Raw genomic sequence first — 24,241 nt, 5'->3', positions numbered from 1 at the left:
AAGACTGGGCTTCAAGGAAAAACGATGTACTTCCAACACCTGAAAAGTGCGCAAGGACAGCGCTGTTACACGATGATTGCCGCCTGCCTCGGGTGGTCAGGACTGGCCATTCAGCTCTACCTTGTTTTCATTGCACGCTGGGCCGATGACGCGAGCCTGATTGGTGGGCTGGTGCGGTTTTTCAGCTTTTTCACCGTGTGGAGCAACACCTTGGTGGCGGTGGTTCTGAGCTGTGCGCTAAGTGCCAGAACCTCGGCCGCGCATCGATTCTTCCGGCACCCGGTAGTGTGCAGTGGTATCGCGGCAAGCATTGTTTTGGTCGGGCTCGCTTATAACGTATTGCTGCGCCATCTGTGGCACCCGGAAGGTTGGCAATTTGTGGCTGACGAGTTGCTGCACGACGTCATGCCGTTGGTGTTCCTGCTGTACTGGTGGCTGTACGTGCCCAAGGGGATGTTGCGGATCGAGCACGTGCTTCTGTGGATTCTTTACCCGGTGATCTACTTTTCTTACGTACTGCTGCGCGGCAGCTCGATTGGCGATTACATGTATCCGTTTATCAACGTTGGCAACATCGGCTATGTGCAGGCGTTCACCAACGCGGGTGGAGTGCTGATCGGGTTTATCGTGATTGCGCTGGTGTTGCTTGGGGTGGACAGATTCAGCGCTAGACGCTGAGCCTGTAGAGCTGGCCCGGTTTCTATTGCACCGCACAGTTTCGCGGCAAACACAGGACTTGTAGGAGCTGCCGAAGGTGCGATCGCGGTTTATCAGCAGAAATGCTTCGCAGCCTTCGGCAGCTCCTACAGAAAAAGCATTCCAAATCAGCTAGCTGTAGTTTGTTCGATGAGAGCTACATGTCCATCAGCCCTCATCATTCCCATCCAGCCGCCAGTACCCTGCTGCCTTCACAAACTCTTCTTCCAGTCCGAACTCACCGAGCAGTACGCGGCGCAGTTTGCGCGATAGCAGTGATTCGGTTGCGATCCAGGCGTACAGCTTGCCTTCTGACATTTCCAGGCGGCGGGTGACGTCCACCAGATCCTGTTCGCCCCGGACGATCCAGATCACGTCGACCTGGGCCTGGCTGTCGAAAACCTGTTGTTCACCTGAGTCCGCAACTTCGACCACGACCAGCGCGCTGCGGTTGGCAGGCAATGCTTCAAGACGTCGGGCAATGGCGGGTAGGGCGGTTTCATCGCCGATCAGCAGATAGCTCTCGAAGATATCCGGCACGATCATCGAACCCCGTGGCCCCGCGATATTCAGGAACTGTCCCGGTTGAGCCTGCGCTGCCCAGGTCGCCGCAGGGCCTTCGCCGTGCAGTACAAAATCGATGTCCAGTTCGCCACTGTGCGCATCGTAGCGGCGCGGGGTGTAATCACGCATGACCGGTTTTGGCCCATCGCTCGGCGAGCCCGGAATGAAATTATCCAGCGCGGCCTGTTCTTCAGGCGTGGTGGCGAAAATCAGCTTCACGTGGTCATCGGTACCCAGGCTGATGAAACCGGCCAGATCCGGGCCGTGCAGGGTGATTCGGCGCATTTTAGGTGTTACGTCTACCACTCGCAGCACTTCAAGTTTGCGGCGTTTGATCTCATGGCTGACGCGATGAATGGATTGCTGTGAATTCATACCGGCTTCTCCGAATGGATGTGGGGGCCATCAACAATGGCTTTGGCGGTGTTATTGAGCAGGTCGCGAACCCGGATGATTTCTGCCGGGCTCCAGCGACCGTGATGCAGTTGCAAGGCATGGCGCAGGTTGTGCACGGCTTCATGGATTTCTGCGGGACGGTCATGACCGCGCAACGAACGCTTGCTGACGTCGATGCGCATCTTCACGCCATCGAGCGCGACTTTCTGCTCTGCCAATGAGGCTCGACCGGCGTCGGTAACGGCGTAGTGTTTTTTGCCGCCTTGGGCATCGCCTTCGATCAGCTCGCTTTCTTCAAGGAAGGTCAGGGTTGGGTAGATCACGCCAGGGCTTGGGCTATAGGCGCCGTCGAACATGCCTTCGATCTGGCGGATCAGGTCGTAGCCATGACAAGGCTGTTCGGCAATCAACGCCAGCAGCAGCAATTTCAGATCGCCCGGCGCGAATACGCGAGGCCCGCGTCCACCGCGTTCCCGGCCAGGCCGTTTTTCAAAACCATCTCGCCCATCGCCATGCTCGCGATGAGATGGACGGTGGTCATTGTCGTGAGGGTCATCACGCATGTCTTCATCTCCTGGTACAAGTTAGATATACCTTAAGATATATCTTAAAGATTGTGCAAGGGATAAAGACGAACGGTTCTCGTTTGCGGCCTTGAGAAAATTTATTGAATGGTTGTAGGAACTCACGAGCAACGCGAGCCAGCGATGACGGTGTGTCGGGCAAACCGCAATCGCTGCCTCGCGTTGCTCGTGAGCTCTTACAGTGGCGTGGTCGGCTTACAGAGCGTGTGGCCGCCGGGCTCCAGATACGGATTCAGGATTGGCGCCATGCCCTTGAGCACTTGCACGGGCAACGCCGAGGTGAACCGGAAGCCCTCGGCCGCCCGGCCCGGAACGAACGCAGTCAGGGTGCCGTAGTGGTTGTCGCCCAGATAGAACACGAAAGTGGCCGTCCGGTTGATCGCGCGTGAACTGAGAATACGTCCGCCAGAACCGATGCTCTCAATACGGTTATCGCCTGTCCCTGTTTTGCCACCCATAGCCAGGATTGAGCCGTCCTGCAATTTGAAGCTGCCGGACACACGTTTGGCAGTGCCGCTGTCGACCACTTGCGACAATGCCTCGCGCATTGCTGCGGCAACTGCCGAAGGCAAGACACGCTGGCCCAGCTCCGGGTTATTGGCCAATCGGGTTTCGTAAGGCGTGTCGGCAGCAAAATGCAGGCTGTCGATGCGCAGGGTTGGCAAGCGAATACCGTCGTTCTGGATGATGCCAATCAGTTCAGCCAGCGCAGCGGGGCGGTCGCCTGAGCTGCCGATTGCAGTGGCCAGTGACGGCACCAGATGGTCAAACGGATAACCGACACGCTGCCAGCGCTGATGAATATCGAGGAAGGCCTCGACCTCCATCATGGTGCGAATGCGGCTGTCACGAGCGCTCTTGTGCCGACTCTTGAAAAGCCAGCCGTACACTTCCTGGCGCTCATAACGGCTGGCGGCAACGGCATCCTTGAATTGCGCATCCGGGTGTTGCAGCAAGTAACCCACCAGCCATAGGTCCAGCGGGTGAGCCTTGGCGATGTAGCCCTGATCCGGCAGGTTGTATTTGCCCGGGCCGTAGCTTTCATACAAATCAGCCAGACGCTTCTCGCTCAGCTTCGGCCCCACCTTCTCTTCGGCCAGGTGCGCGCGGATGAAGGTGTTGAAGTTAGCCTGACTGGCACCCGGCAGCAGGTAACGGTGCACAGCGGCAAGCCTTATCGCCGTCGGATTGATACCGTCCAGGAACGTATCGAGCCGCTCCTGAGTAGTCTTATCCTTGTAGCGCTTCCAGAAACGCAGCAGGAACACCGAACCTTCACGATCAGCAAAACGACTCAGGTATTCCTGACGGCGCGGATCGTCATCATCCTTGAGCAACTCGGCGCTGTTGTTCGGCCCTTGATAGGTGCTATAGCGCACGATGTCGCGCATCAGCCGGATGAACGGCAGGTTGATCGACTCGCGCAGTGATTCGCGCAAAGTCGGCAAGCGGTTGTTGTCCTCTTTGCGGAAGTTGTTGAAGTGATGCATGCCGCCACCGGTGAAGAAGCTTTCTGCCGGGCTGGCCGAGTAGCGCCGGTCCAGGGCTGCTGAAAGCATCTTCGCCAGGTCGCGATCCTTGTTCTGGATCAGATAATCCAGCGCCCAGCGCGTTAGACGATCCTGGTCCGCTACCGGCTCCTTGTTCAGCGCGCTGACACTTTGTGCGGCATACCGGTCATGCAGTTCGGCAATGATTTCCAGGTAGGTCGTCATTACCCGCATTTTTGCGGTGGAGCCGAGTTCCAGCTTGCTGCCTTCGTTGATGTCGAAAGGTTGATCGGTGCTGTCGGTCTGCACCCTTACCCTTGATCCATCCGGGCCGCGTTCGAACAGCGTAAAGCTGTAACGCACCTGGGTTGTACTGGCGGGGGTCAACAAGCGCTCGCCCAGCAGCCCGACTTGTGCAGCAAAGGCCGGGTCCGCGAGATCTTTCAGGTACTGACTGACATTGTTTTGCAGTTCGCTTTGCAAGGTGCTGGTGGCCGAAAGATCAAGGCGGTCCAGATCGTACAGCGGACGATTGAGCAGCCCCGATAACCGACTGCGGGCAACGCTGATACCTTTATTAGTCTCGATGGGCTGAATAGTCGGTTGTTCAGCCCAGTTGCGATAGTTCAGGTCGGCCTTGAGTGCAGCGTTGGCCAGAGCGCTATCGATCACCTGATTTTGTGCCAACAGACGAATGTGGCTGTCCGTCAACTCCGCCAGCTCGGTACGACCTTTCGCCAGATAGTGCGAGGGCCGACGTTGAGCGATAACCAGCGATAACACTTCACGCAATGCCAGACCGCGCGCCGCGAGACTTTGCGGGTCGTTGGCGTTGGAGGCGAGTACTTGATTGGTCTTGACGAAGTCAGCCCCGTACCAGACCCGTAGCCCCTCCGCCATGCCATGTACTTCGCCATGCCCCGGTACTGCCGACAGCGGTACGCTATTCAGGTAATCGCGCACTACTCGTTGACGAGCCTCAAGGGTTTGCTGGCCCGGCTGATACGCGCGCACGCTGGCGGAAATCATTTGCCGAATTTTTTCCGAACCCGACAGCGTCAGCCCGTCGGGGGAATGCCGATACTTTTCCAACTGCGTAGCCAGCGTACTGCCGCCCGCTGATTGCCCCGGCAAACCGATCAGCTTCGAGACTTGAGAAATCGCTGCCTTGGCAAAACGGGGCCAGTCCACCGCCGGGTTGGCCATAGGTTCTTGTGGGTCGAGCAAATCCCGGTTTTCGATAAACAGCAGGCTGTGTACCAGTAACGGCGGGATGGCAGCAAAGCTTGAGTAGAACTGCTGCGGGTAACGGAATTGATAGAGGTCGACGCCGCGGCAATCAGTGATCGACAGCCCTGCCTGAATCTTCTCTTCATAAGGGACGAAGAAGCCACGTCTGGCGTAGGCCAACAAATCGGGGGAAAAGCGGACCTGTTCGGTGATCAGATAGTCGCGCTTGAGCAGGCGCGGTAGAAACTCGTTCAGTGATGAGTAACCCAGTCGCTTGTCGAAGGGGCCTTCACCAGGGTAAAGCATCGAATCACTCGGGCCCGGATGCATCGAGTAGCTCAAGTTTGCCGCAAAGCGATTGAACTCCAGCGCCTGCAAGCGCGAGCTGCGTGACTCGATCACCATCGCAACAGCCAGCGCCGCAATCCCCATCAGCAGCAAAACCCAAAACACGCGCCACACGTAACTTTTGCGGCGAGGGGCTTTCGGCATGGGAGCGCGGTCGCTACGGTCCGCTGTAATCACCGTCTGTTTCGTATCAGCATGCCGTAAAACGCCCATTTTCGATTGGCCCGGTTAAACCTGTTAATCGCACCTGACTCAAGCTTAGTCGCTGACCGGGATTGCGGGAAAAATTGTCTAGGGCTTTAGGGCGCTTCCTGAGCAGCGGCAGGCTGCTTACCAATCCCTGGCGTGCTCAGGCCGCAGGTCCATCAGCGGCTCGTAAGGTTTATCGGCCGGGGCCGGGATTTTTTAAATGCTTGCGCTGATAAAAGTCTCGAGCTGAATGACAGCGCTCTTCTTCGTTTCCCTGCAACTTTACGGTGTAAGCGAAGAGTAAGTGAGTAGGAAAATACGCTAATAAATCGCTTGTGTAGGAAGTGTCTGATTTTGGGTGTTGATTGTTGACTCGAATGTTAAACGCTGGTTACGTCGATTTTGTCAGTAACAACAGTGCTTGACATAAAACATCTAAATAGCAATTTAATTATTCAGGAAATATCATGAACAAGAAATGGGTTTTCAGCACACTCGCGTCTGCAGTTTTGTTAGCTTCTTCGTGCCAGCTATTGGCGCAGGCTGCTGACTGCGATGATCCGACTGTTACGGACGTGGTCGTCGAAGAGCAGATCAATATGGGTAGCGAACCTGTTGAGTTAGGTCTGGAGTCGCAGTCGACTATCGAGCCCGAGCTAGTGCCCGAAGAACAGAATGCGGTAGAGGCACCAGAGTTTATTGTGCTATCGGACAAGATTCACCAGATTCAAGAGGTACTGGAAAATGCCCGATCGGTGCACCACTATAGTTTTACATCTATTCGGGGTCAGGATGTATTGCTGGGGACGCCGGAGCCGAAGATGCTTAATCAGCTGTGGAAAGTCGAGTATCAGGTGAACGGCAGTGACTGGAAGGTCAAAGCTGTTTCATTTCCAGAAGCCTTTCGCGGGCTGGATGCTGGCTCCGTTGTTAATATTCGTGTGAGCGCGGTGGAGGGCGCGCAGGTGGAGAATGCGGCTTATAGCGTTGTGCTTGGTTCCTATCCGTGGCGTGACTATAACCTGCATCACGAAGACGGATTGTTGAGGATTCCATACGGTACTCCGACTTTGCTTGTTACCCAAGCGATCGAAAAGGCACTGCTTGAAGTCAAATTCTGGGACTCGAAAGGTGCTCCTCTGGAGGGCGGAGTGTTGAAACTGGATTTCAATCACCACGGTACGGGAAGTCGAGATCCGATCTTTTTGATCTCTGGTAGTGATGGTAAAGCTTCTAAATTGCTCGAGTTTGGAAAGTGTGAGGGGGGTGACTTGGCTAATAATTTCACACAGAAAATAGATAAAAATCGAGCGACTTGGGCGACTCGGTACAAAGTTGGTTTTTATACAGGTGCTAACGTTCTGCTTGGTGAACTAGCTGATAGCCTGCATTCTCACGGTTTTGGGCATATTTGTAAGCGTTTTTTAGTTAATTGGGAAAGGTATTAAAGTGTCATGATGCTCTACCCTTTTGGGGTAGAGCTTCTCGTTCCTATACATGCTCATCTATTAGCGGATTTTTAAATATTTCCCGATTTGACAGGATTTGATCTTTCCAGTCTTCGTTACGCTCGAGTTTTATGAAATTTATTGTGCCGTAGTCAATGATTTTGTGGAAGTTAAGGAGGCTAACATCATATTTGTTGCCGAATGTTTCGGTGTCATGGTCGACCATGCGCATGATTATTTTGGCGTGGTCTTGAATGTTGCTTTTGAAGTTTTTAAATTTATTCATCGCGGCGGTCAAACGATCGGTTTCAGCATCAGTAAGATTCCCTTTAGGGTCCAGGACCTTCACTTCCCCATCAGGTCCTAACGTGTAACTCCAGTTTTTTACTGCTACGTCAGGGTCCATGAAGTGAAGCTCTTCCATGAACCCGTTAAATATTCTGTGCTGCTTTTTAAGCACTAAGTCTGATCGAAAATACTGTTCCTTCACATATTCCTTTCTTGTTGTTGGGATACTCCCTGACCCTGACGACTCGGGTTCCGTCAGTTTTTTCCACGGCTCCTCCTCCTTCGTATAAAACTCCTTCGCAAATTTCTCCGCTCCCGTCAGGATGCGCTCCGGCTTCACGGCAGTCGCTTTCACCTCCTGTTCAACCTTGTTGGGGACAGGCACAGACACGGGCAGTTTTACTGGATTTGATACAACGGCATTGATGTTCACGAGAATTCCCTCTCTTGGTTGGTTGTCTCCCTTTGCGTAGCGGCCGGTTGTTGTAAAACTTGGCCTGATAACGCTGTGGGAAACTTCCGAGAGGGACTCTTATTGAGACGCTGTTCTCAAACAGCGACCGCGTTAGCGGGTTTGGGTTTGCCAAGACGTTTATTAAAGTCGAGCCAGGCAGCCATCAACATCATCAGCCCCAGACCGACGATGGCGGTGCAGACTTGCATCGGCCAGGTGTCAACGGCCAGCGCGTTGATCATGTCCGCCATCGGTGCGAGCAATACTCCCAGACAGAAGATTTCCAATGAGTAGCGACCCATTCGGCACGTCTGCTGCGCAGGCCAGCTCTGCACCCACGTGTTACGGGCTGGCAGCAGTTTGGCGACGCAATAGGCCAGCGCCAGGAAATGCAGCAAACGCATCGGCCCCAGATCAGTCTTGTTGATCGGATACAAGCCGTCGGCAACGAACTGCGGCATCAGCACCGGATGCAATGCCGGAAATTTCCAGGAGAACGCCATGACTGCTGCAGCCAGCACATACAAGGCGCAAAGCATGAACAGCGGCTGTTGCGTGAGGGGACGTTGATCGACTTTGATTGCCGGTTTGGCCTCGGACGTCAGCGCGCAGGCACCGCCGAGCACGAACAACAATTGCCACGCCACCGGGTTGAAGTACCAGACGCCGCCGCCCTCATAGGCGGAAATATTCCAGCCTTCCAGCGGCACCATCAGGTATAGCCCGATCGACAGGCCGACGGTCAGGGTCATGTTTCGTAACATCATCGGCAGGATTACCGGCAAGGCCAGCAACAGCAGAATGTACAGCGGCAGTGGGTCGGTCAGGTTGGGTTTGAAGCGCAGCAGCAACTGATCAGCCAGGGCTTGCTGCGGGTCAGCGACAAAATGTTGCAGGCCCATCTCCTGAATCATGTCGCGGGTTTCGACGTAATGATTGGCAACGAAAACAATGCCCATCAACAGCGTCAGCAGGAAAATGTGCACGACGTAGAGCACCCATGTCCGGCGCAATATTCGTACGGTCGAAACCACAAAGCCGTCGCGCTGGGCAATGCGGCCGTAGGCAAGGATCGCGGCGTAACCCGCCAGGAAGACGAAAATTTCCGCAGCGTCACTGAAGCCGAAGTTGCGTACGGTCAATTGGGCAAGAGGGTTGTCAGGCACGTGATCCCAGAAAATGAAGATCAGCGCCAGGCCCCGAAAGAAGTCGATGCGCAGGTCGCGTCCGTTAGTCATAACGGTAGGCTCTTTAATGTCGTAATGGATAAAGATCAGCCGCGAGGGCTCTAGGTTCCGCGCCGCCGGTCACTCAGGGTGTCCCTGACGGGTTCGGCGGCGCGGCAGGGTGGAGGATTTTTAGCGCAAATGCAAAGGCAAGCTAATTACAGAATGTCTCGATGCCTGTGATGCCCTCAATAGGGGCTCCGACCATTGGTCATACGCCGTTCAAGGCGTTGTTCTTTACTTAGGGGGTCATCCAGCTGTGCTGTCGGTTGTCAGGGAAGCCGGTACATTAAGTACAGCCAGGGTGAGGCACGAATGACACCAGATATGAAGGGGTTTTTACGTTACGTGTTGGTGGGCATCTCCAACACCGTCATCCATTGGACGGTGTTTTTTGCCCTGTGCCTTGGATGGCACGCCCCTCAATCGTTGGGCAATGTCGCTGGCTTTGTCGCTGCTGCGTCCTTCTCGTTTTACGCCAATGCTCTTTATACCTTCAGCGCACGATTGTCATGGTCGGGCTATCTGCTTTTCATGTCGCTCATGGGGGCGCTGAGCTTCATTGTTGGCCATATTTCAGATCGGCAACAAACACCGCTACTAGTGACGGTGGTTGTTTCTTCAGGGCTTAGCCTGGGTCTTGGCTATTGCTGTTCCAGGTATTTGATTTTCAGGAGGCACTCTTGAAAATCTCGTTGATAGCGCCGGTTTTCAACGAGGCCTTGTCTATTCCCCTGTTTTACCAGGCTGTCCGCCAGGAACCGGGGTTGCAAGGGATTGTTCTGGAGATTGTCTTCATCAACGACGGCAGCACCGATCCAACGCAGCAAGTGATCCGGCAGCTCATCGCCGAGGACAACGACGTGTTGCTGGTTAATTTGTCCCGCAATTTTGGTAAAGAGGCTGCTCTTCTAGCCGGTCTCGAATATTCCAGTGGCGATGCAGTCATTCCTATTGATGTGGATTTGCAGGACCCGATAAGCGTCATTCCACGCATGATCAATGAGTGGCAACGAGGTGCTGATGTCGTGTTGGCCAGACGTCAGGACCGTTCAGCTGACAGTCGTCTGAAGCGTTACACAGCTGCGCTGTTTTATCGCGTTATGAATGTCATCGGCAGTACACGGATTGAAGCAAACGTCGGTGACTTCCGTTTAATGGATCGTAAGGTTGTGGACGTTATAAAAGCGCTGCCGGAGCATGAGTTGTTCATGAAAGGCTTACTTTCCTGGGCCGGATTCCACACGGTGATTGTTGACTATGATCGCGCCGTGCGGATCGCGGGGGAAACCAAATTCAATGCAAGGAAGCTGTGGCATCTGGCACTTGATGGCGTCACTTCTTTCAGCACATTACCGCTCCGAATCTGGACCTATGTCGGCTGTACGCTTTCGTTATTTGCGGTTTGCCATGGGGTTTACCGTGCGGTGGACGGGTGGGTGCTAGGGCACGAAATACCGGAATATTCGCTGCTGATGACCATACTATTACTTCTAAGCGGTATTCAACTCATCGGTATTGGCATACTCGGCGAATATGTGGGCCGAATGTATATGGAGGTTAAACACAGGCCGCGTTACGTCGTGCAGAGCACAGTGGGTGCTCATGAATAATCTGCGTAAGGCGGAGATGGATAATGAGCAGCGTACTCAGTAAGGAGTTGTCGCGGAGAGAGGTATTCTGGTTTTATCTGTTTGCCGTCAGTGTCTTTGTTTTTCCGATTGTTCAGGTGGATTATCTTTTTTATGACGATAATCAGCGGGCCTTGTTGTTGATTGAGAGTAATTGGCGCAATGAAGGGAGAATATTGATAGAGTTTTTTTATCGCGCGCTGAGTTTTACCTCCGAAACCCCTAATCTGTTCCCGCTCGCCTACCTTTTCGCTGTGCCTTCGGCTGCCTTTGGATTACGTGCGCTGGCATACCATTATTTCTTGCAATGCAAGCTGACGGATTGCCTGGTGTTACTGCCGTTGTTTTATAGCCCTTTTTCACTGGGTATATTCATTTATCAGTACGACGGTCCTGCCGTCATGATCGGAATATCCGCAGTCATTTACTCCGTCGCCTATGAATCTGGACGGAGTAGCCTGAAATTGTGGATTCCAGCACTGTTGATTGTTGTGGGGTTGGCGATCAATCAGTTGACATTCAATATATTGCTTGGCCTTTACTGTGTTGAGGCCGCGTACGCTATATCGCGCGGTTTGCCGTTTGATCAGGTCATGAGGTCAATCTATCTTAGAGCGGCGCACGTTGTAATGGCTCTAGTAATGTATGGGATGACCGTGTATCCGCTGATGAGTGATGAACGCATTCCTTTTGTTCCGATTGATGCGCATTGGCTGACGGAAATAATGACACGCCTGCACACTGTGATTGACCGGATTGCACTGTTGGTAAACCCGGGTAATCAATGGTTGTGTGTGACGCTAATTATAACGGCTGCGCTTGGTTATCTCTTTGCAGTCCCCGGTATCTTGAAACGTGCCATTCCTTCGAGCCAGAAAGCGGTGTTGCTGAGCCTCTACTTCATGGCCATCCCGCTCTTGGTTATGACTGTTCCGGGGTTTACGTTGCTATTAAAGATTTTTGATCCTGCTGCGAGAGTCTTGATTGGACTCTCTTCCCTGTTAATGGGCGTTATGCTCTTTGCGCATTCACTTTTGGGGCGTGTGAGTGGCGCAGCACGTTATGTGCTAATCGTGCCAGTGCTGTGTATGCTCTCTTTTTCTTTCATGTTCGGCCGGGTATTGCTCACGCAAAAAAAACTGGAAGACAGTGTGCTGCACTCGTTAGCTTACGATATCAACTCCAGAGTTGAACTGCGGGAAATCAACTATCTGTATTTAGTGCCTCCCGAGAGTGCGCAGAAGTGGTTGCCAGCCAGTGCCGATACGTTCCGTGAGGTGCCCGCACTCAGTTATGTTTTGAATCGAAATGTTCTGTTTATCCCGGAGCAGCTTCCAGCTGTGGGTATCGAAAATGTCAGGGGGCTGCCGAGCACAGTATTCAATGCCTTGAATGAAAAAACAAAAGTAGTTGATAACAGGTTCTATGATATTTACCAAGGGGAAGGCGGTGGTTACATTCAATTGAAGAATGTAACCACCTACCAGCCTGAGCGGAGGGGCCAATGACGCTGTTGATGTACGTGTCAGGCAATCGCATTAGGCTCAAAACTATCAGCCCGCGCCATCTGCCACATGTTTGAATAAAAACTGCCGTCCACCTCGCCAGTCAACAACTGCCCCGGTTCCAGAAAGACATGAGACTGGGAAAACAGTTTGATTTCGGTAGCTGACATGCGCCGCACCAGATGCTTGGCTTCCAGTTGCGAAGGATGATCCAGGCCTGCTGCCGCGAGCATTTCGGCCAGACCTTTGAGCGTATTGCGATGGAAATTGAAGACCCGCTGAGCCTTGTCTGGCACCACCAGTGCACGTTGACGCAGAGCATCTTGAGTCGCGACTCCGGTGGGGCATTTGTTGGTGTGGCACGATTGCGACTGAATGCAGCCAATGGCGAACATGAAGCCGCGTGCCGAGTTGGCCCAGTCGGCGCCGATGGCCAATACGCTGGCGATATCGAAGGCGCTAACGATCTTGCCGCTTGCGCCCAGTTTGATCTTGTCTCGCAGGTTCAGGCCAACAAGCGTGTTGTGCACAAACAGCAAGCCTTCGCGCATAGGCACGCCCATGTGATCGGTAAACTCCACGGGGGCGGCGCCGGTGCCGCCTTCGGTACCGTCGACCACGATGAAGTCCGGCAGGATGCCGGTTTCGAGCATGGCCTTGGCAATGCCCATAAACTCCCATGGATGGCCCAGGCAGAACTTGAAGCCCACCGGTTTACCGCCCGACAACTCGCGCAACTGAGCAATGAACTGCATCAGTTCGCACGGCGTGGAGAAAGCGCTGTGGCGTGATGGTGACACGCAGTCTTCGCCCATCATGATGCCGCGGGTCTCGGCGATTTCCTTGGTGACTTTGTGTTTGGGCAGAATACCGCCGTGGCCCGGCTTGGCACCCTGGCTCATCTTGATTTCGATCATCCGCACCTGAGGGTCGTTGGCCTGCGCGGCAAAACGTTGCGGATCAAAGCGACCATCTGCCGTCCTGCAACCGAAATACCCGCTGCCCAGCTCCCATGTCAGGTCTCCGCCGTGTTCGCGGTGATAGGGGCTGATGCTGCCTTCACCGGTGTCATGGGCGAAGTTGCCAAGCTTCGCGCCCTGGTTCAAGGCACGAATGGCATTCGCGCTGAGTGACCCAAAGCTCATTGCCGAAATATTGAAAATCGAGGCCGAGTACGGTTGCGTGCATTGCGGACCACCGACGATCACCCGAAAAGCGTTCGGATCGCTCAGCGGTGCAGGTCGCATGGAGTGGCTGATGAATTCGAAGCCGGCCTGGTACACATCAATCAGCGTGCCGAACGGCCGGTCGGCCGACTCGTTCTTGGCCCGCGAGTAGACCAGCGACCGCTGTGCGCGGGAGAAGGGCAGGGCATCGCTGTCGGACTCCAGCAGGTACTGACGGATCTCCGGGCGTATGGCTTCTACGGCGTAGCGAATGTTGCCGAGAATCGGGTAGTTGCGTCGCACCGAATGGGGCGACTGCAGCAGATCGATTATCCCCACCAGCGATAGTAAACCGGTCAGCAGCGTGAAGGGCCACAGCCATTCGTGGTGCCAGAACGGGATGCTCAACAGGGTGAAAAGCACACAACCAACGAAGAAGGCGTAACGACTGAGAATCGACAGACTCATACGGTTTCCTGGGCTAATGACGGCGGTTTTTCGATTTGATTTTTTGTATTCGTGGCGCAGCGCTTTGCCTGGTCGCGCAGCTCTGCTGCGGCTGTTCAGCAGGTTGTGCGTCAGGGTGCAATAAAGCAGGAATTGCCTTCTGGTTTCTGAAGAGCTATCGGCAGGATTGAGGATAGCTGAATGATGCGGATTGAGCGGTGCCGAGGGGCTGATTCAGTCCTCCAGCACCCACGGCTTGATGCGGCGCATGCGTTCGGCCATTTCATAAACATCTTCTCGCCCCTCAAGGCTGGTCCAGCGCAGATGTTCGATCAATGTCTGTTCTTTCGGGTTGAGCGCGACAAAGCCCAACTCATCTGCCTTGCGCATAAACGTATCGCGAGGTTGCGATGGCGTGCTGGCAGCGATCACTTCCTGGAGTGCGCTTTGCAGCATCGATACGTATCCAACCAACATTGATGGGTTGCACAGCACGTCAGTCTTGTTGACATAACCGTCGAGCAGACGCAGCGAGTCCCTTGCTTCGATCAGGCGGCTATAGGCTTGCAGGGGTATTTGATAGTGATCTGGTTGAGACATGGCTTGTTTCCATCCGGCCAATACGCCAGGAGACCAGTCCCGGACCGTTGATCCAGCAACGGCGGGCGAACCTTAGCGGCTAGTGTCGGCCTAATCAAGTTCACGAATGATGCAAGTCACAACAATCGATTTTGGTCGGGAACGACTGATATGTTATGTTGTAACTCAAATATCAACTGACTAGCTGGAGGCATCATGAGACCTGATATCCACCCAACCTACCGACAAGTGCTGTTCCATGACACGGCGGCTGATGTGTTCTTCCTCATCGGTTCGACGGTCGATACCGATCGCACGCAAAAACACAGCGACGGCGAAACCTATCCTTACGTAGCCCTCGACGTGTCCAGCGCTTCGCACCCGATGTACACCGGGCAGCAGCGTAAAACCACCACTGAAGGCCGGATTGCGGGCTTCAATAAGCGCTTTGCCACGTTTGGCTCTGGCGCGAAGAAAGACACCGCCGAAGCTGAATGACGCGGTATCGGTCTCACGGCATGGATGATCAAAACCTGATCTTCCATGGCGTGAGATTTTTTTTGCCTTTTCTTTGACTTCTGACGACCAGATGCACGCATCGCCGCTGGACTAAAAGGCGAATTTGCTTTTGACTCTGCGGCCTGTAAATCAGGAGTTGTCGCTTTGAAAAAATCAGTCGCCATCCTCTTCGGCGGACAATCCAGCGAACACGAAGTCTCGCTGCAGTCAGCCAGGAACGTGATCAATGCGATCGACCGCGGCACCCACGATCTGACGTTGATCGGCATCGACAAGTCGGGCCGCTGGCTGCGCTTCGATGAAAGCGATTACCTGCTCAATGCCAGCGACCCGGCAAAGATCAGCCTAAGTGCTTCGGGCAAGCGCCTGTCGTTACTGCCGGGCAGTCTGGGTGGGCAATTTGTGGAAGTGGAGTCGGGCGTAGAGTTGCCGCGCATCGACGTTGTGTTCCCTTTGATTCACGGTGCATTCGGCGAAGACGGTTCGTTGCAGGGGCTGTTGCGCTTGATGGCGATTCCTTTTGTTGGCCCGGACGTACTCGCCTCCGCAGCCTGCATGGACAAAGACGTGACCAAACGGTTGCTGCGCGATGCCGGTATCGCTGTGGCGCCATTCGTGGTGGTCAGTCCTGGGGAATCGGTGGAGTACGCGACCGTCGTTGCGCAGCTTGGCTTGCCGATATTTGTCAAACCCGCGAGCCAGGGCTCGTCGGTGGGCGTCAGCAAAGTCACCGATGAAGCCGGTTATGTCGCCGCTCTGGCGCTGGCCTTTGAGTACGACCACAAGGTGTTGATCGAAAAAGGCATCGTTGGACGTGAAGTCGAATGCGCTGTACTCGGCAACCGTCAGCCGCAAGTCAGTGTCTGCGGTGAAGTGATCGCCAATGACGAGTTCTACGCCTACGACACCAAATACCTGAACGGTGATCAGGCGCGTATCGCGATCCCTGCTGAACTGGCGTCCGATGTCAGCGACGAGGTGCGTGACGTTGCACTGCGTGCGTATCAAGTGCTGGGCTGTGCCGGTCTGGCACGGGTGGACTTCTTTGTCACTGACGCGCGGGACATCATCATCAATGAAGTGAACACCATTCCCGGTTTCACCTCGATCAGCATGTACCCCAAACTCTGGCAGGCCACAGACTTGTCCTACTCCGGCCTGATTGATCGTTTGATCGCGCTGGCACTTGAGCGAGCCGACGAAGCGCGACAACTCAAGACCGAGATCTTTTCATGAAGCTGATTCATATCGCTGCGGCGTTGTTGATCGGGGCGGACGGGCGGACCTTGCTGGTACGCAAGCGTGGCACGCAGGCGTTCATGCAGCCGGGTGGCAAGATTGACGCCGGTGAGTCTGCTGCCCAGGCGCTGGCTCGTGAGCTTGAGGAAGAACTTGGGTTGCGTATCGATCCGGCCAGCGCCGGTTACCTGGGCTCCTTCGCGGCACCTGCCGCCAATGAACCGGGGTTCGAGGTGCGTTGCGAATTGTTTGAAGTGCGCACCAATGTCCAGGTGGTGCCCGCGGCCGAAATTGAAGAAATCGTGTGGGTCAGCGCCGACAGTCATGGACAACTGAATCTTGCACCACTGACCCGGGATACGATCCTGCCGATCTATCGGAACATGCTCGCCGAGGCCTGATCATCGATCAGGCTTTTGCGGGAATTCCGTATTTACGTAGGCGATGGGCAATGGCGGTGTGCGAGGTCTGCAAGCGCGCCGCCAGTTGTCGGGTCGACGGATAGTCGGCGTAGAGCTTTTCCAGCAAGGCTTTTTCGAATGAGTCCACGGCCTGTTCAAGGCTGCCGACTTCGCCATCAATTTCACCGGCAACGGCCGTGCCGGCGATATCCAGATCACCGATGTCTACCAGATTGCTTTCACTGATCGCCGCCGCGCGAAAAATCACGTTCTGTAACTGACGTACATTGCCCGGCCAGCGGTTGCCCAGTAATGCCGGGTAGGTGCCGGTCGCGAGGCGGCAGACTGGACGCTGAATCTGTGCGCAGGCCTGTTCCATGAAGTAGCGCGCCAGCAGCAGGATGTCCTGTCCGCGATCACGCAAGGGCGGGACTTCCAGATTGAGCACGTTCAGGCGGTAAAACAGGTCTTCGCGGAAGGTGCCTTCGCTGACCATTTTCTCCAGGTTGCGGTGCGTCGCACTGAGGATGCGCACATTGACCTTTACTTCCTTATCCCCGCCAACGCGCCTGAAGCTGCCGTCGTTGAGGAAACGCAACAGTTTGGCTTGCAGGTACGGTGACATCTCGCCGATTTCATCGAGAAACACTGTGCCCTGATTCGCCAGTTCCATCAGCCCCGGTTTGCCGCCCCGTTGTGCGCCGGTGAACGCGCCGGGGGCGTAACCGAAGAGTTCGCTTTCGGCGAGGTTTTCCGGCAGGGCGGCGCAATTAAGCGCCAGGAAAGGCGCGGAGTGTCGGGCGCTGGTCGCGTGGCAGGCGCGAGCCACCAGCTCCTTGCCGGTGCCGGTTTCACCCTGGATCAACAACGGCGCATCCAGTGCTGCAACCCTTTGCGCACGGGCCTTCAACGTGCGGATAGCCGTAGACTCGCCCAGCAGAGCGTCGAAGCCTTCTGCATGGTCGTGGTGCAATGCCGACAGACGTTCGCCAATTCGGCTCGGCTGGTAGAGGGTAAGCAGCGCGCCTGCATCAGTGATTGGCGTGGCATCCAGCAGCAAAGCTTCGCCGTTGAGGGTGACTTCACGCAGGGGTAAACGAAAGCCGTTTTCCAGCAGCGCGCTATGCAGACCCGGATCGGCAAACAATTCGGCCACCGGTTCACCGGCAGGCTCGCGCCCAATCAGCGCGATCAACGCCGGGTTGGCCAGCAACACATGCCCGGCACTGTCCAGCGCCAATACCGGATCGGTCATGGCCGCCAGCAGTGCATCCAGTTGCAGGTGACGGCGTTGGCCGGGAAGAATATCAACGACCGTGATGGCTTCAACGCCACGCACGCGGAACAGCGCGTCCTTGAGTTCCTCCAGCACTTGATGGCTGAGAGTGGGAGCGTCGATGTAAACGTTGGGCGGCACCATTTCTACCGCATCCAGATTCAGATTGCGCCCACCCAGAATGGCCAGGACTTCCTGAGTGATGCCGACGCGGTCGATGAAACTGACGTGTATACGCATGGGACGCTAAAGATTCTGGGCGAAGAGGGGGGCGATTATGCCAGTAATCAATTGCTACGGAGTCAGGAAGTGGGTTTGGGTTGCCGGGACCAGATTCTGTATTGACTAAGCGGCTGCCATAGCTGCCTCGCGTTGCTCGTGTGCTCCTAGATCATTTCTGTAAGAGCTCACGAGCAACGCGATGCAGCGATGGCGACTCATCAGGAGCAAATTTTCAAACCAAATGTTCAGGCTTCACCGGCTCGCCCGGTTCAATGCCCAGCTTGTCGTGAACGTCCTTGAACATCCGGTCATATTCCTCATGCATCGCCAGCGGTACCAGGGCCGTGGGCGGCATTCCGTGTTTGACCGCGATCTGGTTGGCATTATGGGCAAAGTTGCAAGCCAGGTCTTTTGGCAGTTCGAACTCATCCTCAAACGCTTTACCCCCGACTTCGCCCTGCATCTTGAAATGCATGCACTTGCCTTCCTCAGGATTTTCGCTGACCTCGTAATGGATATGGATGTCGTAGCCAAAATCCGACGCCTGCAGCGGCGCGCGGGTAATGTGCAAATGGCCTGGTTCGAACATGTCAGTGCCCCTTGATTGATCGGTGAGTGTTCCGGTAGACCCTATGAGTCTATTGACGTTCGGTTGAGCACCAACCTTAGATCACCGGGAGTGACAGGGGCATGACGTGGATCAGGGGACGTCGCTTACCGGCTCTGGTCGCGACCAGATCCACAGGTTGCCTAGTACCATGCCACCAATGGCTGCATATACCGGCCAGCCGTGCATCAGGTAAAGCATCACAGCTGCACAGACCAGCATGCTGACAGTTGCGCTGATCTTGGCTTTACGCGTGACCCGGCGTCCGTTGCGCCAATTGCTCAGGATAGGCCCGAACAGCTTATGGTTTTCCAGCCACGCACTCAGCCGCGGCGAGCTTTTTGTGGCCGCCCACGCAGCCAGCAGGATGAACTCGGTGGTGGGCAAGCCAGGGATGAAAATAGCCGCGATGCCTATACCGAGGCTGATATAAGCGAGCATGCCAAACAGAAGGCGCGAGAGTCTGGAACCGGGTGGTTTGGAGGTCATGGTCACTACAGGCAGGTTCAGAAAGCCCGGCCAGCTTAACAGCACCGGGCGTTTTTTCATGCTTGAACCGACTCGACCTTTGGCGCGTGGGCGTAGGCGTGTTGCAGCAGCACATTGAAACGCTCGAAGGCGGCGATGGCAGCTTGATCCGCCTGAGCCTCTTCCTGTTCGGTAAGGTCCAGTCCGTCCAGCGTTCTGATGAAGCTTTTCCAGCCCTCCGCGCGGCCCCCCGCAGGCTCGCCCAGGTGCCGCGCACCGAAGGTTTCACTCAGGTTCAGCGCAGCGGCACGCTTGATCAAAAATGCCGCACCGAGTTTGGAACCCTCTGACACGAACAGCCAGCCCATGGCCTGGGCCTTGGTCGGGTTTTGCACCGCACCGGCGATTGCGGGGGGAGTGTCGGTGTTCAGGTCGGCAAGATCGGCTTTAGCCTGTTCTGCACGGCAGCGTGCAGGCAGATCAGGGACGATTTTCTTTAGCTCTGCGTCGTTGTACAGATCCTGCAGTTCAGCCTGGAACAAATACTGGGCAACGACGAAGCGCTTGTAGCTTTCCAGTGTTTCAAAAGGCGCATTGGCTTTCACTGCCTTGTCGAGTTGCTCGTGTGGCGCATGGGTAATCTGGTTCAGGCGCTGAGAACGCAGGGCAGGGCGATTGTGTTCGGAGGTCATTTGGGTTCTTCCCTGGCAAAAAATGAAGAGGCTGTTGAATAGACGTATGGCTCACCCTTGAAGCGTAAAAATCGTGGGACCGGCTTTAGCCGGGAAAGCGGTATACCCGACGAATCATTTTCTGTGACTGTAAGGGCCTCTTCCCGGCTGAAGCCGGTCCCACGACGTACAGTCCGTGGGGGCATTGCTTAATCAGATATCCCAGACCACGTTGACGCTGAAGTTGCGGCCGGGCTGAGTCAGGCGATCCAGGTTGGCCGGAGCGGTGACGGCCGCTTCGCCAGCGTTGTCATAGCCGCGCACGTCGTCCCATCGCCAGTATTTTTTGTCAGTCAGGTTGTACAGGCCCGCATTCACGGTTACATCGTTGGTGACCTTGTAGTACCCGCTGAGGTCCAGAACACCGAAACTTGGCGTCTTGAACGGGCTCGATGAACCGTCTGGCTCGTTGAAATCAAGGTCACTCACACGGTCCTTGCGTTTGACCAGTGTCCAGCTGAGCAGGCCGCCATAGTTATCCTGTTCATAGCCGAGACCGAATACGCCGGTCAGTGGGTTGATGCTATTGAGCGGCTCTCCGCTGTCGTTGTTACGGCCATACAGATAGCTGACCGCGCCCTGGGTATAAAGGCCTTGTGGTGCGCCAAATGTATCCAGGTTCAGGCGGCCTTTGAGTTCAACGCCCTTGATGGTGGCGTGAGCGATGTTGTTCGCCCGAAAGCTCGCTCCGGTTGCAGTGCCAGGCTGAATCTGGTCTTCATCAATGAAGTCGCGGTATTTGTTGTAAAACACCGCAACGTCGAAGGAGCCAGCTTCAAAGCGGCCACGCAGTCCGGTTTCATAGCTCTTGCTCTTTTCCGGCTCAAGGTCAGGGTTGGGCTCGACGGTGTATCCGCTTTGCAGGTTTTCGAAGCGTCCGTAAAGCGCCTTGGCGCTCGGCGTCCGGAAACCCTCTGCATACTGGCCATACCAGGTGTACTGATCATTGAAGGCGTAAGTGATGCCCAGCTTGGGTGATACGCGGTGCCATTTTTTGCTCTCGTCGCTGACACTGTCCCGATCTGCTCCAACGGTGGTGAGGAATTCCTCGGTGATGTGCGGATCCAGACGGGTGTAGTCGTAGCGTGCTCCCGGCAAAAACGTCCAGTTATTCCAGCGGATTTCATCCTGAGCAAACAGGCTGTAGGTGTTGATGGTGGGATCCGGGAAATCACTGGCGGGCGCCAGCGTATTCTGTGGAAGAGGCTGGCCCACCGCTCTGCAAGTACCGAAACCTGCTGTCGAAGCGCAGACTTCACCGCCGGTGCGCAGGCCGGTGACTTTCTGTTGCTTGAGTGTGGTGCCGTAGGTTAACAAGTGCTCGGTATCGCCAATGCTGAACGCCTTGTCCAGTTGAGCATCCAGAATCCACTGTCGATCCTTGTAAGTGGTTTCCCGTGAGCGCCACACATCGCGAGTGATGGGGAAATAACGTTCCAGCGTGGTCTGGTCGGTCTTGGCGATCTGATAATTCAGACTCAGCTTCACGTTGTCGACCAGCAGGCTATTGAGCTCGAAGCTGTTTTCCAGACCAAACCGCTCACGGCTGATAGTGTCGTTCCCGGTGCGCCCACGGTAAAAATTCAAGCCGGTGCCTACGCCGCCAGTGAACAGGCCACCGACTGCGCTCAGTTGGTTGGTATCGCGATCATCTTTGTACTTTTCGTAGGTCAGGCCCAGGCGGGAGCCTTCGCCATAGTTCCAGCCCAGTTTGGCCAGAATGTTGGTGGTACGCGCATCTTCCGGGTTGGCTTCAGTGCGCTCCAGCCCTGTGCCACCAGTACTGCCATAGGACTCGGTCTCGTGACCGTTGCGCTGGCTCAGGTGCAGGAGTCCGTCGAAGTCGCCCTGGCGGCCGGCAAAAGTACCCGAGGTCAGCCAGCTTTCATCGGCCGAGCTGTAGCCGGTTTTCAGGCGCGCACCTACATCCTTGCCGTCTTTGATGATGTCATTGGCATCCAGCGTGTAGTAACTGACCGCGCCACCAATGGCGCTGCTGCCATAGAGCGCCGACGCCGGGCCGCGCAGAATTTCGACGCGTTTGACGATTTCCGGGTCGACGTAATTACGGTGGGTGTTGGCATACGGACCGGAGAAATAGTTGTCCGGCACTTCGACGCCATCGACCTGGGTCAGGATCCGGTTGCCATCGATTCCGCGGATGTTGTAGCCGGTTGTGCCGGAGCGCTGGCCTGCACCGCCCACGGAAACCCCGGGCTCATAACGCACAAGGTCGCGAATGGTGTTTACGTTCTGCCGATCCAGTTCTGCGCGCTCATGCACCGACACCGAGCTGGGGACTGAGGCAACATCCTGCGCCTGACGCGTTGCACTGACCGTGATCTGGTCCAGGGCGACAACCCCGGCGCTGCGCTTTTCCAGCACCACGTTGTTATTGCCCACAGCGCGATAGTTCAGGTTCGAACCGGCCAGCATTTTTTCCAGTGCGTTGGCTGGCGACAGCGAGCCGCGTACACCGGGTGAGGTGACGTTATTGGCCAGCTCGGAAGAAACCCCTACTTGCCAGCCGGTAATGCGGCTGAATTCGTTAAGTGCCGAGGCCAGTGGCTGCTGCGCGATGTTGAATGCATAAACCCCGGCAGTCCGGGTCGGTGCCGCTGTTGTGTCGGCTTCGCTGGCAGTGGCCGCATGCAATGGGCCGGACCAGCCAGCGGCGGACATAATCGCCAGGGTCAACAGCGAGAGTGCAGACTTGTGCAGCCCGGCGGTGCGGGACGCATGGGGCGTGGCGGGATTACGCATTGTCGATGGGGCTCCGTTGTGCAGTCTTTTTAGTATTCTGCAGCTGTCGTTAATACGAATCAGTTGCATTGGCTAAGACGAGACGCGCGACGGATGGCTATCGAGTAAAAATAATTTTATTTAGTTGAGAATGACCAGTGCAGGCAGTTCATGCAGTTGGGCTGACGTGATGTGCGCCAGGGAGCGAACCACGTCCACCGGGTTGTCCAGACGGTAGTTTCCGGTCACTGCAACGCCGTTCAGTTTGCTGTTGGTGTTGACGATCCAGCCGGGGTAGTAGCGGCGCAGCTCTGCGAGGACTTCGCCCATGGGGCAGTTATCAAACACCAGTCGACCCTGAATCCAGGCCAGATCCTTGGTCTGGTCAAGCGTTTGTCGATGACTGAAGCCTTCAGGTCCTACCCGGATACTGTCGCCACCGGCGAGCTTTACCGCGTCGTTACCCTTCGAAGCACGAACATCCAGTGCCCCGCGCTGCACCTGGATTTGCGCAACGCCATCCAGGTAGCGCACGGCAAAAGCGCTGTCATTGGCGCGCATGCTAACTGCGCCTGCAAGCACCTCCAACGGCGGCCCCTGACTGACCGGCACTTCGAAGAACGCTTCACCTTGAAGCAGTTTGGCAACCCGGCTTGTGTCCGTCACATCGCTTGAAAAGGCTGAGTTGGTGTTGAGCAACACTTTGGAGCCGTCATCGAGTTGCAGGCGCTGACGTTCACCGACTACCGTCAAGTGATCAGCCTGCATGCGAAGACCCAGATTACTGAAGCTGAATACTCCAATCAGCAGCACTGCGGCGGTTGCCACAGGTATCCAGCGGGAACGCAGACGGCGCCAGCGTGATGGCTGGCTGGCGTCCAATTCGACTGCCGCCAGAGCAACCGGTTGTGAGTGCCAGATCGCCTGAACCTTGGCAAAGGCCTCTCGATGGGCAGGGGCGGCTGCCAGCCAGGCCTGAAAGCGGGCCTGTTGTTGCTCGTCGCTGTCATCCAGCTCGATCAGCCAGTTCAAGGCTTGATCCATCACGCTGTCGCTCAACACTTCTTCGGCGATGGCGCGTGCGCGATGGAATTCAGGGTCCTTCACGGGAAGTCCTCGGTCGTTCTTGTACGTGTCGGCCGAAGCCGGATTTGCCGCAGACTGCTGCAACGTTCAAGGGTGGTCAAGCCTTGTTGCAACAGCCACACAGATCGCCATGATCAATTTCAGCTCCTTCTGCACGGTGCTCGCGGACACACCAAGCTGTTGCGCTATCTCCACGTAACTGAGGCCCTGAAGGCGGCTGAGGCTGAAAATCCGTTGTTGGCGAGGCGTCAAAGTGGCGAGGCTTTTACTGAGACCTTCGACCATGCGTTTAGCGTGGGTTGCATCTTCCAGCGATGTTATCGGGGCACTGACGTTTTCCATCTCAGCCGTCGTCGCGTCATCGGCGAGCGTGCGGTCTCGTACGCGTCGTGCGCGCAGGTGATCCAGCGCCAGATTGCGTGCGGTCTGAAAAATGAACGGTTCCAGATGCTCGATGGCCCGGCTGCTCAACGCACCGGTTACCCGCAGATATGTTTCCTGAAGCAGGTCCTCTGCGGTACTGGGATTACTGACAATCCGCTGCAGAGTGCGCAGCAGAATGGATCTATGAGAGACAAAAACTTCGTTTAAACGCGATTGACTCACCGTGGAGTACTCGACCGAGAAAAGCAGCGGATGATAATGCTTCTCATCCGCTTGTCTGGTCAAGTGGCGTTCTGCGCTTATATGAGATTGGGCGGGTTTCTTG

At 55.6% G+C, this 24,241-nt stretch carries 22 protein-coding genes; 8 read left to right on the top strand and 14 right to left on the bottom strand.

The window, feature by feature from the left end; translation table 11 throughout:
• The first annotated feature begins 24 nt into the window (after positions 1-24).
• Positions 25-678 carry a Pr6Pr family membrane protein gene (locus tag AUC60_RS03290; protein ID WP_087264663.1) on the top strand — a complete coding sequence of 218 codons (654 nt, stop codon included), beginning with the start codon at positions 25-27 and terminating at the stop codon, positions 676-678.
• A gap of 186 nt (positions 679-864) precedes the next feature.
• Here the strand turns inward: AUC60_RS03290 and AUC60_RS03285 are convergent, their stop codons facing one another.
• The 3 genes from AUC60_RS03285 to AUC60_RS03275 form a co-directional block, all read right to left on the bottom strand.
• Positions 865-1,635 (bottom strand): siderophore-interacting protein, encoded by a 771-nt coding sequence (locus AUC60_RS03285; RefSeq protein WP_087264662.1) that lies wholly within the window; start codon positions 1,633-1,635, stop codon positions 865-867.
• A complete protein-coding gene (locus AUC60_RS03280) occupies positions 1,632-2,219 on the bottom strand; it encodes a PadR family transcriptional regulator (protein ID WP_087264661.1) in 588 nt (195 codons plus the stop codon). Before AUC60_RS03280 ends, AUC60_RS03285 begins: the two co-directional genes overlap by 4 nt.
• 197 nt (positions 2,220-2,416) lie before the next feature.
• A complete protein-coding gene (locus tag AUC60_RS03275) occupies positions 2,417-5,521 on the bottom strand; it encodes a biosynthetic peptidoglycan transglycosylase (protein WP_087264660.1) in 3,105 nt (1,034 codons plus the stop codon).
• 443 nt (positions 5,522-5,964) lie between these two features.
• Here AUC60_RS03275 and AUC60_RS03270 point away from each other — a divergent pair, with 443 nt between their 5' ends.
• The gene (locus AUC60_RS03270; RefSeq protein ID WP_087264659.1) at positions 5,965-6,945 is read left to right on the top strand and encodes a hypothetical protein; all 981 of its coding nucleotides are present in this window, start codon (positions 5,965-5,967) and stop codon (positions 6,943-6,945) included.
• A 43-nt stretch (positions 6,946-6,988) separates the two neighbouring features.
• Here AUC60_RS03270 and AUC60_RS03265 read toward each other — a convergent pair whose 3' ends face one another.
• Entirely contained in the window at positions 6,989-7,666 is a 678-nt protein-coding gene (locus AUC60_RS03265; RefSeq protein WP_087264658.1) for a hypothetical protein, read from the bottom strand.
• Positions 7,667-7,782: 116 nt separating this feature from the next.
• Complete coding sequence (locus tag AUC60_RS03260; RefSeq protein ID WP_087264657.1) at positions 7,783-8,925, bottom strand: OpgC family protein; 1,143 nt, start codon at positions 8,923-8,925, stop codon at positions 7,783-7,785.
• A 303-nt stretch (positions 8,926-9,228) separates the two neighbouring features.
• Here AUC60_RS03260 and AUC60_RS03255 point away from each other — a divergent pair, with 303 nt between their 5' ends.
• The 3 genes from AUC60_RS03255 to AUC60_RS03245 are packed head-to-tail and all read left to right on the top strand — an operon-like array spanning position 9,229 to position 12,052.
• Complete coding sequence (locus AUC60_RS03255) at positions 9,229-9,600, top strand: GtrA family protein (protein ID WP_087264656.1); 372 nt, start codon at positions 9,229-9,231, stop codon at positions 9,598-9,600.
• Entirely contained in the window at positions 9,597-10,526 is a 930-nt protein-coding gene (locus AUC60_RS03250) for a glycosyltransferase family 2 protein (protein WP_087264655.1), read from the top strand. The genes AUC60_RS03255 and AUC60_RS03250 overlap by 4 nt, the downstream gene beginning before the upstream one ends.
• A gap of 23 nt (positions 10,527-10,549) precedes the next feature.
• A complete protein-coding gene (locus AUC60_RS03245) occupies positions 10,550-12,052 on the top strand; it encodes a hypothetical protein (RefSeq protein ID WP_087264654.1) in 1,503 nt (500 codons plus the stop codon).
• Between the two features lie 17 nt (positions 12,053-12,069).
• Here the strand turns inward: AUC60_RS03245 and AUC60_RS03240 are convergent, their stop codons facing one another.
• Together AUC60_RS03240 and AUC60_RS03235 are read right to left on the bottom strand one after the other, a co-directional pair.
• The gene (locus AUC60_RS03240) at positions 12,070-13,683 is read right to left on the bottom strand and encodes an FMN-binding glutamate synthase family protein (RefSeq protein ID WP_087264653.1); all 1,614 of its coding nucleotides are present in this window, start codon (positions 13,681-13,683) and stop codon (positions 12,070-12,072) included.
• A gap of 213 nt (positions 13,684-13,896) precedes the next feature.
• Entirely contained in the window at positions 13,897-14,262 is a 366-nt protein-coding gene (locus tag AUC60_RS03235; protein ID WP_087264652.1) for a hypothetical protein, read from the bottom strand.
• 195 nt (positions 14,263-14,457) lie between these two features.
• Between AUC60_RS03235 and AUC60_RS03230 the strand changes: the two genes are divergently transcribed.
• The 3 genes from AUC60_RS03230 (at position 14,458) to AUC60_RS03220 (ending at position 16,400) form a co-directional block, all read left to right on the top strand.
• Positions 14,458-14,739, top strand: coding sequence for a type B 50S ribosomal protein L31 (locus AUC60_RS03230; RefSeq protein ID WP_087264651.1), 282 nt, complete (start codon positions 14,458-14,460; stop codon positions 14,737-14,739).
• A 165-nt stretch (positions 14,740-14,904) separates the two neighbouring features.
• Positions 14,905-15,996 (top strand): D-alanine--D-alanine ligase, encoded by a 1,092-nt coding sequence (gene ddlA, locus AUC60_RS03225; protein WP_087264650.1) that lies wholly within the window; start codon positions 14,905-14,907, stop codon positions 15,994-15,996.
• Positions 15,993-16,400, top strand: coding sequence for an NUDIX hydrolase (locus AUC60_RS03220; protein WP_087264649.1), 408 nt, complete (start codon positions 15,993-15,995; stop codon positions 16,398-16,400). The genes ddlA and AUC60_RS03220 overlap by 4 nt, the downstream gene beginning before the upstream one ends.
• Positions 16,401-16,407: 7 nt before the next feature.
• On the opposite strand, the gene AUC60_RS03215 is transcribed toward AUC60_RS03220, so the two are convergent.
• The 7 genes from AUC60_RS03215 to AUC60_RS03185 all read right to left on the bottom strand — a co-directional run bounded on the left by AUC60_RS03215 (position 16,408) and on the right by AUC60_RS03185 (position 24,138).
• Entirely contained in the window at positions 16,408-17,916 is a 1,509-nt protein-coding gene (locus tag AUC60_RS03215) for a sigma-54-dependent transcriptional regulator (protein WP_087264648.1), read from the bottom strand.
• Between the two features lie 214 nt (positions 17,917-18,130).
• Positions 18,131-18,487 carry a DUF5064 family protein gene (locus AUC60_RS03210; protein WP_087264647.1) on the bottom strand — a complete coding sequence of 119 codons (357 nt, stop codon included), beginning with the start codon at positions 18,485-18,487 and terminating at the stop codon, positions 18,131-18,133.
• A 111-nt stretch (positions 18,488-18,598) separates the two neighbouring features.
• Positions 18,599-19,054, bottom strand: a complete 456-nt coding sequence (locus AUC60_RS03205; RefSeq protein WP_087264646.1) for a YbaN family protein — start codon at positions 19,052-19,054, stop codon at positions 18,599-18,601.
• The gene (locus AUC60_RS03200; protein WP_087264645.1) at positions 19,051-19,665 is read right to left on the bottom strand and encodes a biliverdin-producing heme oxygenase; all 615 of its coding nucleotides are present in this window, start codon (positions 19,663-19,665) and stop codon (positions 19,051-19,053) included. The genes AUC60_RS03205 and AUC60_RS03200 overlap by 4 nt, the downstream gene beginning before the upstream one ends.
• A gap of 192 nt (positions 19,666-19,857) precedes the next feature.
• On the bottom strand, positions 19,858-22,467 hold the full coding sequence (locus AUC60_RS03195) for a TonB-dependent receptor (RefSeq protein WP_087264644.1): 2,610 nt from the start codon (positions 22,465-22,467) through the stop codon (positions 19,858-19,860).
• 120 nt (positions 22,468-22,587) lie between these two features.
• Positions 22,588-23,553 (bottom strand): FecR family protein, encoded by a 966-nt coding sequence (locus tag AUC60_RS03190; RefSeq protein ID WP_405623333.1) that lies wholly within the window; start codon positions 23,551-23,553, stop codon positions 22,588-22,590.
• A gap of 66 nt (positions 23,554-23,619) precedes the next feature.
• The gene (locus tag AUC60_RS03185; RefSeq protein WP_087264953.1) at positions 23,620-24,138 is read right to left on the bottom strand and encodes an RNA polymerase sigma factor; all 519 of its coding nucleotides are present in this window, start codon (positions 24,136-24,138) and stop codon (positions 23,620-23,622) included.
• Positions 24,139-24,241 lie beyond the last annotated feature (103 nt).

The organism is Pseudomonas caspiana, assembly GCF_002158995.1.
Lineage (GTDB): Bacteria > Pseudomonadota > Gammaproteobacteria > Pseudomonadales > Pseudomonadaceae > Aquipseudomonas > Aquipseudomonas caspiana.
Note: the sequence above shows the minus strand (reverse complement) of the source record. Positions and strands in the feature narration are given on the sequence as shown.

What these genes read in the sequence shown, in the direction of transcription:
- AUC60_RS03210 (WP_087264647.1), bottom strand. Translation starts at nt 18,487, where the DNA reads ATGTTCGAACCAGGCCATTTGCACATTACCCGCGCGCCGCTGCAGGCG.
- AUC60_RS03240 (WP_087264653.1), bottom strand. Translation starts at nt 13,683, where the DNA reads ATGAGTCTGTCGATTCTCAGTCGTTACGCCTTCTTCGTTGGTTGTGTG.
- AUC60_RS03235 (WP_087264652.1), bottom strand. Translation starts at nt 14,262, where the DNA reads ATGTCTCAACCAGATCACTATCAAATACCCCTGCAAGCCTATAGCCGC.
- AUC60_RS03270 (WP_087264659.1), top strand. Translation starts at nt 5,965, where the DNA reads ATGAACAAGAAATGGGTTTTCAGCACACTCGCGTCTGCAGTTTTGTTA.
- AUC60_RS03290 (WP_087264663.1), top strand. Translation starts at nt 25, where the DNA reads ATGTACTTCCAACACCTGAAAAGTGCGCAAGGACAGCGCTGTTACACG.
- AUC60_RS03260 (WP_087264657.1), bottom strand. Translation starts at nt 8,925, where the DNA reads ATGACTAACGGACGCGACCTGCGCATCGACTTCTTTCGGGGCCTGGCG.
- AUC60_RS03195 (WP_087264644.1), bottom strand. Translation starts at nt 22,467, where the DNA reads ATGCGTAATCCCGCCACGCCCCATGCGTCCCGCACCGCCGGGCTGCAC.
- AUC60_RS03285 (WP_087264662.1), bottom strand. Translation starts at nt 1,635, where the DNA reads ATGAATTCACAGCAATCCATTCATCGCGTCAGCCATGAGATCAAACGC.
- AUC60_RS03275 (WP_087264660.1), bottom strand. Translation starts at nt 5,521, where the DNA reads ATGGGCGTTTTACGGCATGCTGATACGAAACAGACGGTGATTACAGCG.
- AUC60_RS03230 (WP_087264651.1), top strand. Translation starts at nt 14,458, where the DNA reads ATGAGACCTGATATCCACCCAACCTACCGACAAGTGCTGTTCCATGAC.
- AUC60_RS03215 (WP_087264648.1), bottom strand. Translation starts at nt 17,916, where the DNA reads ATGCGTATACACGTCAGTTTCATCGACCGCGTCGGCATCACTCAGGAA.
- AUC60_RS03280 (WP_087264661.1), bottom strand. Translation starts at nt 2,219, where the DNA reads ATGCGTGATGACCCTCACGACAATGACCACCGTCCATCTCATCGCGAG.
- AUC60_RS03220 (WP_087264649.1), top strand. Translation starts at nt 15,993, where the DNA reads ATGAAGCTGATTCATATCGCTGCGGCGTTGTTGATCGGGGCGGACGGG.
- AUC60_RS03255 (WP_087264656.1), top strand. Translation starts at nt 9,229, where the DNA reads ATGACACCAGATATGAAGGGGTTTTTACGTTACGTGTTGGTGGGCATC.
- AUC60_RS03205 (WP_087264646.1), bottom strand. Translation starts at nt 19,054, where the DNA reads ATGAAAAAACGCCCGGTGCTGTTAAGCTGGCCGGGCTTTCTGAACCTG.
- AUC60_RS03200 (WP_087264645.1), bottom strand. Translation starts at nt 19,665, where the DNA reads ATGACCTCCGAACACAATCGCCCTGCCCTGCGTTCTCAGCGCCTGAAC.
- AUC60_RS03245 (WP_087264654.1), top strand. Translation starts at nt 10,550, where the DNA reads ATGAGCAGCGTACTCAGTAAGGAGTTGTCGCGGAGAGAGGTATTCTGG.